The sequence below is a fragment of the Micromonospora wenchangensis genome (assembly GCF_002210435.1).
Lineage (GTDB): Bacteria > Actinomycetota > Actinomycetes > Mycobacteriales > Micromonosporaceae > Micromonospora > Micromonospora wenchangensis.
The window spans coordinates 42,722-52,379 of record NZ_MZMV01000049.1; the positions used below are offsets into that span (position 1 = coordinate 42,722).

Annotated in this window: 8 protein-coding genes; 7 read left to right on the forward strand and 1 reads right to left on the reverse strand. The window is 73.2% G+C overall.

What is annotated here, in order from left to right; all coding sequences use genetic code 11:
• Position 1 precedes the first annotated feature (1 nt).
• The 7 genes from B5D80_RS24380 (at position 2) to B5D80_RS24410 (ending at position 8,247) form a co-directional block, all read left to right on the forward strand.
• Positions 2-733, forward strand: a complete 732-nt coding sequence (locus B5D80_RS24380; RefSeq protein WP_088646261.1) for a succinate dehydrogenase cytochrome b subunit — start codon at positions 2-4, stop codon at positions 731-733.
• Position 734: 1 nt separating this feature from the next.
• Positions 735-2,672: a fumarate reductase/succinate dehydrogenase flavoprotein subunit gene (locus tag B5D80_RS24385; RefSeq protein WP_088646262.1), complete on the forward strand. Its 1,938-nt coding sequence runs from the start codon at positions 735-737 to the stop codon at positions 2,670-2,672.
• Complete coding sequence (locus tag B5D80_RS24390) at positions 2,669-3,430, forward strand: succinate dehydrogenase/fumarate reductase iron-sulfur subunit (protein WP_088646263.1); 762 nt, start codon at positions 2,669-2,671, stop codon at positions 3,428-3,430. Before B5D80_RS24385 ends, B5D80_RS24390 begins: the two co-directional genes overlap by 4 nt.
• A 200-nt stretch (positions 3,431-3,630) precedes the next feature.
• Complete coding sequence (locus tag B5D80_RS24395) at positions 3,631-4,815, forward strand: zinc-dependent alcohol dehydrogenase (RefSeq protein WP_088646264.1); 1,185 nt, start codon at positions 3,631-3,633, stop codon at positions 4,813-4,815.
• Positions 4,812-5,825 (forward strand): SDR family NAD(P)-dependent oxidoreductase, encoded by a 1,014-nt coding sequence (locus B5D80_RS24400; protein WP_088646265.1) that lies wholly within the window; start codon positions 4,812-4,814, stop codon positions 5,823-5,825. The genes B5D80_RS24395 and B5D80_RS24400 overlap by 4 nt, the downstream gene beginning before the upstream one ends.
• 79 nt (positions 5,826-5,904) lie before the next feature.
• The gene (locus B5D80_RS24405; RefSeq protein ID WP_088646266.1) at positions 5,905-6,924 is read left to right on the forward strand and encodes a serine hydrolase; all 1,020 of its coding nucleotides are present in this window, start codon (positions 5,905-5,907) and stop codon (positions 6,922-6,924) included.
• Positions 6,925-7,101: 177 nt separating this feature from the next.
• Positions 7,102-8,247 carry an MBL fold metallo-hydrolase gene (locus B5D80_RS24410; RefSeq protein WP_088646267.1) on the forward strand — a complete coding sequence of 382 codons (1,146 nt, stop codon included), beginning with the start codon at positions 7,102-7,104 and terminating at the stop codon, positions 8,245-8,247.
• 24 nt (positions 8,248-8,271) lie between these two features.
• Here B5D80_RS24410 and B5D80_RS24415 read toward each other — a convergent pair.
• A partial coding sequence (locus tag B5D80_RS24415; protein WP_088646275.1) for a deoxyguanosinetriphosphate triphosphohydrolase family protein occupies positions 8,272-9,658 on the reverse strand: 1,387 nt, incomplete at its 5' end.

The window sequence follows — 9,658 nt, forward strand, 5'->3', positions numbered from 1 at the left end:
GATGCATTGGACGACTGATTGCCGGGCTCCTAGCGTCGGTCAGGTGGTAATCACGAAAACTCGGTCGCCCATCCGCTCCAACGTCGGCCTCAAGGCCGTCATGGCGGTGACGGGCATCATGCTCGTGCTGTTCCTCGTCGCCCACATGCTCGGCAACCTCAAGGTGTTCACCGGCGAGACCTCGTTCGACCACTACGCCCACTGGTTGCGCGACATCGGCAAGCCGCTGCTGCCCGGGGTCTGGTTCCTGTGGATCCTGCGCACCGCGCTGGTGGTGGCCGTGATCGGGCACATCTGGGCGGCGACCGTGCTGGCCGTACGGGCCCGCGCCGCCCGCCCGGTGCGCTACGCCCACCGCAAGAAGGTCCAGGGCAGCTACGCCGCGCGCACCATGCGCTGGGGCGGAGTGATCATCCTGCTGTTCGTGATCTACCACATCCTGGACCTGACCACCGGCACCCTCAACCCGGTAGGCGACGCCAGCAACCCGTACGGCAACGTGGTCGCCGACTTCGCCCCGGACCGCTGGTACGTGACGCTGTTCTACACGCTGGCGATCGTCACCGTCGGCTTCCACCTGCGGCACGGGCTGTTCTCCGCGTTGCGCAGCCTCGGCCAGCAGACCCCCCGGGGCGAGCGCCGGGCCCGTACCGCCGCGCTGGTCTTCGCCGTCGTGCTCTGCGCCGGCTACCTGGTGGTCCCGTTCGCCGTACTCACCGGATTGGTGTCCTGACATGGAACTCTTCACCGAGGGCGAGCCGATCGCCGACACGAAGGCTCCCGACGGCCCGGTCGAGAAGCGCTGGGAGACCCGCCGCTTCGAGGCCAAGCTGGTCAACCCGGCGAACCGGCGCAAGCTGACGGTGATCGTGGTGGGCACTGGCCTGGCCGGTGGCTCCGCCGCCGCCACCCTCGCCGAGCAGGGCTACCGGGTGCGCAGCTACTGCTACCAGGACAGCCCGCGCCGCGCCCACTCGATCGCCGCGCAGGGCGGCATCAACGCCGCCAAGAACTACCGCAACGACGGCGACTCGGTGCACCGGCTCTTCTACGACACGGTCAAGGGCGGCGACTTCCGCTCCCGCGAGTCGAACGTGCACCGGCTCGCCGAGGTGTCGGTCAACATCATCGACCAGTGCGTCGCCCAGGGCGTCCCGTTCGCCCGCGAGTACGGCGGGCTGCTGGACACCCGCTCCTTCGGCGGCGCGCAGGTGCAGCGCACCTTCTACGCCCGGGGCCAGACGGGCCAGCAGCTGCTGCTCGGCGCGTACCAGGCGCTGGAGCGGCAGATCGGCCTGGGCAACGTGGAGATGCACACCCGCCACGAGATGCTCGAACTGGTCGTCGTGGACGGCCGGGCCCGGGGCATCGTGGTGCGGGACATGGTCACCGGTGAGATCAGCACCGAGATGGCCGACGCGGTGGTGCTCGCCTCCGGCGGCTACGGCAACGTCTTCTACCTCTCCACCAACGCCAAGGGCTGCAACGTCACCGCCTCCTGGCGGGCGCACCGCAAGGGCGCGTACTTCGCCAACCCCTGCTACACCCAGATCCACCCGACCTGCATCCCGGTCTCCGGCGACCACCAGTCGAAGCTGACCCTGATGAGCGAGTCGCTGCGCAACGACGGCCGGGTCTGGGTGCCGAAGGCCAAGGGCGACGACCGCGACCCCCGGCAGATCCCGGAGGACGAGCGGGACTACTACCTGGAGCGGATCTACCCGTCGTTCGGCAACCTGGTCCCCCGGGACATCGCCTCCCGGGCCGCCAAGAACGTCTGCGACGAGGGCCGGGGCGTCGGGCCGACCAAGCTCGGGGTCTACCTCGACTTCGCCGACGCGATCGAACGGCTCGGCCGCAAGGCCATCGAGGCCAAGTACGGCAACCTGTTCGAGATGTACGAGCGGATCACCGGCGAGGACCCGTACCGGGTGCCGATGCGGATCTACCCCGCCGTGCACTACACGATGGGCGGGCTGTGGGTCGACTACGACCTCCAGTCGACCATCCCCGGCCTGTTCGTGATCGGCGAGGCGAACTTCTCCGACCACGGCGCGAACCGGCTCGGCGCGTCGGCCCTGATGCAGGGCCTGGCCGACGGGTACTTCGTGCTGCCCACCACCATCGCCCACTACCTGGCCTCCGGTCCGCTGGACAAGGTCGACGCCAGCCACCCGGCGGCGGTGCAGGCCCGGCGCGACGTGGAGGACCGGATCGCCCGGCTGCTGGCCGTGAACGGCGACCGGACGGTGGACTCGTTCCACCGGGAGCTGGGCCAGATCATGTGGGAACACTGCGGCATGGAGCGCTCCGAGGCCGGGCTGCGCAAGGCCATCGACGAGATCCGGGCGCTGCGGGAGCAGTTCTGGCAGCGGGTCCGGGTGCCGGGCGACGGCGAGGGGCTCAACCAGTCGCTGGAGAAGGCCGGCCGGGTGGCAGACTTCTTCGAGCTGGCCGAGCTGATGTGCATCGACGCCCTGCACCGTGAGGAGTCCTGCGGCGGCCACTTCCGGGCCGAGCACCAGACCCCCGACGGTGAGGCGCAGCGCGACGACGACCGGTTCGCCTACGTGGCGGCCTGGGAGTTCACCGCCACCGGTGAGCCGGCCGTGCTGCACAAGGAAGACCTGAAGTTCGAGTACGTCCACCCCACGCAGCGGAGCTACAAGTGAACCTGACCCTGCGCATCTGGCGTCAGTCCGGCCCCCAGGACAAGGGGCGGATGGTGACCTACCCGGTCGACGACGTCTCCCCCGACATGTCGTTCCTGGAGATGCTCGACGTGCTCAACGAGCGGCTGATCCTCGCCGGGGAGGAGCCGGTCGCGTTCGACCACGACTGCCGCGAGGGCATCTGCGGCATGTGCGGTCTCATGATCAACGGGGACGCGCACGGCCCGCAGCGCGGCACCACCGCCTGCCAGCTGCACATGCGGCAGTTCAAAGACGGCGAGACGATCGACATCGAGCCGTGGCGGGCCCGCGCCTTCCCGGTGATCAAGGACCTGGTGGTCAACCGGAGCGCCTTCGACAAGATCATCGCGGCCGGTGGCTACATCACCGCACCGACCGGCAGCGCCCCCGAGGCGCATGCCGCGCCGGTGGCCAAGGCCAACGCCGACGCCGCCTTCGAATCCGCCGCCTGCATCGGCTGCGGGGCCTGCGTGGCGGCCTGCCCCAACGGCTCCGGCATGCTCTTCACCGCCGCCAAGGTCACCCAGCTCTCGCTGCTGCCGCAGGGCCAGCCGGAGCGCTACACCCGGGTGATCGGCATGGTCGACGCGCACGACGAGGCCGGCTTCGGCGGCTGCACCAACGCCGGCGAGTGCACCGCGGTCTGCCCCAAGGGCATCCCGCTGAACACCATCGGCCGGCTCAACCGGGACTACCTCACCGCCACCGCCAAGCGCGGCGACACCCCCGGCTCCTGACAGCTGCTCCACCACGACCGCCGCACCCCCGGCTCCGGGGGTGCGGCGGTCGCCGTCTCTCCTGCGTTGGGCCGGCGTCCCCCGGGATACGCGGCGGCGGGTCGCCGGGCGGTCCGGCGCGGGCAGCAGGCACGCCGCCGGTTCAAGCGCCCCTGCCGGGGTAGCAGACCCCTCGACGGCACCGAGAGGGGACAGCAGCGATGAAGGCACTGACCTGGCACGGCAAGCGCGACGTCCGGGTGGACGAGGTCCCGGACCCCCGGATCGAGGCGCCGACGGACGCGATCGTGCGGATCACCTCGACCGCGATCTGCGGCTCCGACCTGCACCTGTACGAGGTGCTCGGGCCGTACCTGAAGCCCGGTGACATCCTCGGGCACGAACCGATGGGCATCGTCGAGGAGGTCGGCTCCGGGGTGACCCGGCTCAAGCCCGGCGACCGGGTGGTCGTCCCGTTCAACATCGCCTGCGGGCACTGCTGGATGTGCGAGCGGCAGCTCTTCGCCCAGTGCGAGACGACCCAGGTGACCGCCGAGGGCAAGGGCGCGTCGCTGTTCGGCTACACGTCGCTCTACGGCTCCGTCCCCGGCGGGCAGGCCGAGTACCTGCGGGTCCCGCAGGCCCAGTTCGGCCCGATCACCATCCCGCAGACCGGGGCCGACGAGCGCTACCTCTATCTCAGCGACATCCTGCCCACCGCCTGGCAGGCGGTGAAGTACGCCGACACCCCGCCCGGCGGCACCCTCGCCGTGTTCGGGCTCGGCCCGGTCGGGCAGTTCTGCGCCCGGATCGGCCGGCACCTCGGCGCGGGCCGGGTGATCGGGCTGGACCTGGTGCCCGAGCGGCTGGAGATGGCCCGCCGGCACGGCATCGAGACGCTCGACGTCAGCCAGCTCGACGACGTGCCCGGCGCGCTGGTCGACCTGGTCGACGGGCGCGGCCCGGACGCGGTGATCGACGCGGTAGGCATGGAGGCGCACGGCTCGACCAGCGGCAAGCTGGCCCAGCACGCCGCCGGGCTGCTGCCGGACAAGCTGGCCGAGAAAATGATCGACAAGGCCGGTGTGGACCGGTTGACCGTGCTCAAGGCCGCCCTCAAGGCCGTCCGGCGCGGCGGCACCGTCTCGATCTCCGGGGTGTACGGCGGCGAGGTGGACCCGATGCCGCTGATGGAGATGTTCGACCGGGGCATCCAGTTGCGGATGGGCCAGTGCCACGTGCGCCGGTGGACCGACGAGATCCTGCCGCTGCTGTCCGGCGACGACGACCCGCTGGGCGTGGAGGACCTGCGGACCCACCGGATGCCGCTGGTGGACGCGCCGAAGGCGTACGAGATGTTCCAGAAGAAGGAGGACGGCTGCGTGAAGGTCGTGCTCGCTCCGTGAGCCGGGTGGTGGTGGTCACCGGGGCCACCAGCGGCATCGGCCGCGCGGCGGCCCGGGAGTTCGCCGGGCGCGGGGACCGGGTGGTCCTCGCCGCCCGCTCCCCCGAAAGCCTGGCCGAGGTACGCCGGGAGTGCCACGACGCCGGCGCCGGGCGGGTACGCACGGTGCCCACCGACGTCACCGACCCCGACGCGCTCGACGCCCTGGCCGACACGGCGGTACGCGAGTTCGGCCGGATCGACGTCTGGGTGCACACCGCGGCGGTGATGGCCTACGGCCGGTTCGAGGAACTCCCGGCGGCGGTCTTCGACCGGGTGGTCCGCACCGACCTGCTCGGCGCGGCCGGCGTCGTCCGGGTGGCGCTGCGCCGGTTCCGGGCGGCCGGCGGGGGCACCCTGATCCTCACCGGCTCGGTCCTCGGGCACGTCACCGCCCCGTACATGAGCGGCTACGTGACCAGCAAGTGGGGCCTTCAGGGGCTGGTCCGCACCGTGCAGCAGGAGGCCCGGGAGCTGCCCGGGGTGCACGTCTGCCTGGTCACCCCGGGCAGCGTGGACACCCCGGTCTACCAGCGGGCGGCGAACTACCTCGGGCGGGCCGGCCGGCCCCCGCTGCCGGTCACCACCCCGCAGCGGGTGGCGCGGGCCGTCGCGCGCTGCGCCGACCGGCCCCGCCGGGAGGTCTCGGTGGGCCGGGTCAACCTGCTCATGCGGGGCGGCTTCATCCTCCTGCCGGGCGTCTACGACGCGCTCGTCGGGCCGCTGATGCGGCGCGGCGGGCTGACCGGGCAGGCCGTCGCCCCGCACGACGGCGTCGTGTTCGTCCCGGACCCGGCCGGCGCGGCGGTGCGCGGCGGCTGGCTGCCGGAGCTGTCCGCCCTGCTGCGCGGTGCCACCACGAGCAGGACGGCCACCGCGGTCGGTACGGGGGTGGCGGTCGCGGCCGGGACGGCGCTGGCGGTCGGTACGGCACTCGCGGCGGGTGGGGCGGCCCGGCGTCGGCGGCGCTGACCGGCCCCCCACGGGCCGGTCCGCTCACCTAGAGTGGTGGCCCGGAGACAGTTCCGGGCCACCGTCCGACGGGAGAGACGTGACCAGCAGGGTGAACCGCAGGACGGCGCTGGGCCTCGGCACGGCCGCCACGGCCGGGGCGGTGCTCGTCGGCGCACCGGCATCGGCCGCCGGCCGCCCCGGCAGGTCCGCTTCCGCCGCGGCGAGCCCGGAACTCGTCGCCCCGCGGATCGCCGCGGCCTTCCAGCGGGAGAAGTCGCTGACCGGCGGCAACTGGCAGGTCCACCTCAGCCTGGAGAACGGCGTCACCCCGCTGGTCGCGGTCTCCGAGTCCGCCGACCGGCGGGTCGAGGCGTACAGCGTCAACAAGATCGCGGTGGCCGTCGCGGTGCTCGACAGGATCGACCGGGGGCTGCTCACCCTCGACCAGCGGGTCGAGGTGGCCGCCTCGACCGTGGTGCCCGGCGGCGACGGCATCTTCGTTCTGGACACCGCCTACCCCAGTTCGGTGACCGTCGGGCACGTGCTGGCCAACCTGCTCACCGTCTCCGACGACACCGCGTCGCGGCTGTGCGGCCTGGTCTGCCCGGCCGCCGAGATCAACCGCACCCTGGCCGCCAAGGGCTTCCCCGACACCCAGGTGCAGCCGCTGTCCGACCCCCACCGGTTCTATCTCGGCACCAGCACCGCCCGGGAGACGCACGCGCTGCTGCGCGCCCTGGTCGCCGGCACGTTGCTGTCGCCGTCGTCGACCGCCCTCGTGCTCAAGCTGCTGCGCTCCCCGGTCGCCTTCACCGACGGCATCCGGCGCACCATGTCCTCGGCGGAGCGGGCCCGGGTGGCCACCAAGGCCGGCTGGTTCGTCGACGCCCGGCACGAGGCCGGTGTGGTCTTCGACACCACCGGGGCGGCCGTGCTGACCTACGTGCTCTTCGCCGACGGCCAGGCCGACCGGGACAACTTCGGCGCCACCCACCCGGTGGTGCAGGCCCGGGCCCGGCTCGGCCGGTTCTTCCTGGACGCGACCGCGCAGCTCAGGGGCACCGCCGACGCGCCCCGGCACCGGATCGCCCGGCAGCGACCCAGCAACGGCGGCTGACCGGCCCCGCCGCCCCGCCATCCGGGCCTCCCACCGCCAGGCGTCCGGGCCGGCCCTCGCCCCGGTCTCCCGCCGACCGACCGGCCCCCGAAGCGGGACGGACCGTGGCTCGGCGTGGGCGGGAGCGGCCGGCGGTGACTACCGTGTACTGCGGGACACCGGCGAGGGGGACGACACATGGGGCAACCAGCGGAACGTACGGCCGGACGGACGCTCGGCGGGCGGCTGTGGCAGGTGGCGGGGTTGGCGGCGGTCGCCGGCCTGGCATGGACGGCCCGGGACGTGCCGGCGGCGCTGGGCGGCCGGCTGACCGGCGCACGTGCGGAACGGGCCGCCCGGTCGGCGCAGTTCCGCGACGGGACCTTCCACAACCGGGTCGCCACCCGCACCATGCCCGGCGGCGATTCCGGCCGTAACCTGCTGCGGGAACTGCTCTTCGGCCAGCAGCGTCGCCGTCCGACCGCACCGGTCCCGCTGCTGCGGCCCGCCCCCGCCCCGACCACCGACGTGGCGCGGGAACTGAACGTCGTCTGGTACGGCCACGCCTCGACGCTGGTCGAGATCGAGGGGCACCGGGTGCTGATCGACCCGGTGTGGAGCGACAGGTGCTCGCCGTCGGCCGTGGTGGGGCCGAAGCGGCTGCACGAGCCCCCGGTACGCCTCGACGAGCTGCCCACCGTCGACGCGATCCTCATCTCCCACGACCACTACGACCACCTCGACATGGCCACCGTCCGGGAACTGGTCCACCGGCAGTCGGCGCCGTTCCTGGTGCCGCTGGGCGTCGGCGCGCACCTCGACCGGTGGGGGGTGCCCGACGACCGGATCATCGAGCTGGACTGGTCGCAGGGGCACCGGGTCGGCGGCCTGGAGATCACCGCCACCGCCGCCCAGCACTTCTCCGGCCGGGGGCTGCGCCGCGACGGCACGCTGTGGAGTTCGTGGGTGGTCGCCGGGGCGCACCGGAAGGTCTTCTACACCGGCGACTCCGGCTACTTCGACGGGTACGCCGAGATCGGCGCGGAGCACGGGCCGTTCGACGTGACGCTGATGCAGATCGGCGCGTACGACCGGGCCTGGCCGGGCATCCACATGTTCCCCGAGGAGGCCGTCGCCGCCCACCTCGACCTGCGCGGCGACCTGCTCGTCCCGGTGCACTGGGCCACCTTCAACCTGGCCCTGCACGACTGGTCCGAGCCGGTCGACCGGCTCTGGGCCGAGGCCAAGGCGCGGGGCGTGCGGCTGGCGGTGCCCCGCCCCGGCGAGCGGGTGGTGGTCGACGACCCGTCGGCGGTCGACGGCTGGTGGCAGACGATCGCCTGACCGCGGGCGTCCACCGCCCGCCGCTCAGAGCACGAAGGCGTCGGTCCACAGCGCGCCGGAGCGGCCGGACAGCACGTCCAGCATCGCCGCCGCCTGCCCGTCGGTGAGCTGGGCGACGAAGTCGACGATGGCCCGGCCCCGGGCCCGGGAGATCCGGTCCGGGGTACGCGGGTGCAGCTCCGCCTCGGCCAGCTCCACCAGGTCGGGCAGGCGGCGGGGCAGCCGGGACTCCTCCTCGGGGTCGAGCAGCCACTCCCACAGCGACTCGACCAGGGTGCCCAGCAGCCGGGCCTGGCCCCGCTGGTGCAGGGCCAGGTCGGGGCGGGCCAGCACGAACCGGTGGTGGACGAACTTGAGCACCTGCACCTCGTGCCACTGGGCGCGGGCCAGCAGCACGTGGCCGGAGCGCACGTCCGGGGCGGCGGTCACCGTGATCGCGTCGACCAGCCGGGTGGTCCACCGGGCCGAGAACCGGGCCACGTACTGCTCCGCCTCGATCGAGCCGTCGAAGGGCAGCGCCAGCAGCCCGTCCACCAGTTCCTCGCGGACGTGCTCGACGGCGGCGGCGAACGCGTCGTCGTCGGCGATCCAGGCGTCCTTGCGGTGCAGTTGCCGGCGCAGCGCCTCGATCGCCGAGCCGGGTCGGCGGGCGGCCCCGGCCAGCGCGGCGTCGGTGACCGCCCGCAGGTGCCCGCCCTCGCGCTGCCAGGCCATCAGCTCGGCGGCGACGGTGCCCTGCTGGAGCACCCCCACCCGGTAGAAGTCCTCCACGTCGTGGATGGCGTACGCGATGTCGTCGGCGGTGTCCATCACCGACGCCTCGACGGTCTGCTGCCACGGCGCGATCCGCCCCTCGAACGGGGCGCGGGCCTGCCGCAGGTCGGCGAGTTCCGTGCTGTACGCGCCGAACTTCACCGAGCCGCTGTCCGGGTCGTCCGGTGGGGCGGCGGCACCCCGGGGGGCGGGCCGCAGGTGCCGGGGGTGCGGGTCGGGGTGGTCCAGCCGGGTCCAGGGGTACTTCAGCATCGCCGCCCGCACGGCGGCGGTCAGGTCGAGCCCGGTGGTGGCGGCCCCCCGGATCTCGGTGCTGGTGACGATCCGGTACGACTGGGCGTTGCCCTCGAAGCCGTCGGCCAGCCCGAGCCGTTGCCGGGCCAACCGGTCGAGCACCCGCTCCCCCAGGTGCCCGAACGGCGGGTGGCCGAGGTCGTGGGCGAGGGCGGCGGCCTCCACCACGTCCGGGTCGCAGCCGCCCAGCTTGTCGACCAGGTCCCGCTGGGCCGGGTCGGCGGTCAGCCGCTCGGCGATCGCGCGGGCCACCTGGGCGACCTTGAGACTGTGGGTGAGCCGGTTGTGCACCAGCAGCCCGGAGCCGACCGGGCTGATCACCTGGGTCACCCCGCCGAGCCGG

Bases quoted from the DNA above. Each gene is read 5' to 3' on its own strand.
- B5D80_RS24395 (WP_088646264.1), top strand. From the start codon at position 3,631: ATGAAGGCACTGACCTGGCACGGCAAGCGCGACGTCCGGGTGGACGAG.
- B5D80_RS24380 (WP_088646261.1), top strand. From the start codon at position 2: ATGCATTGGACGACTGATTGCCGGGCTCCTAGCGTCGGTCAGGTGGTA.
- B5D80_RS24410 (WP_088646267.1), top strand. From the start codon at position 7,102: ATGGGGCAACCAGCGGAACGTACGGCCGGACGGACGCTCGGCGGGCGG.
- B5D80_RS24385 (WP_088646262.1), top strand. From the start codon at position 735: ATGGAACTCTTCACCGAGGGCGAGCCGATCGCCGACACGAAGGCTCCC.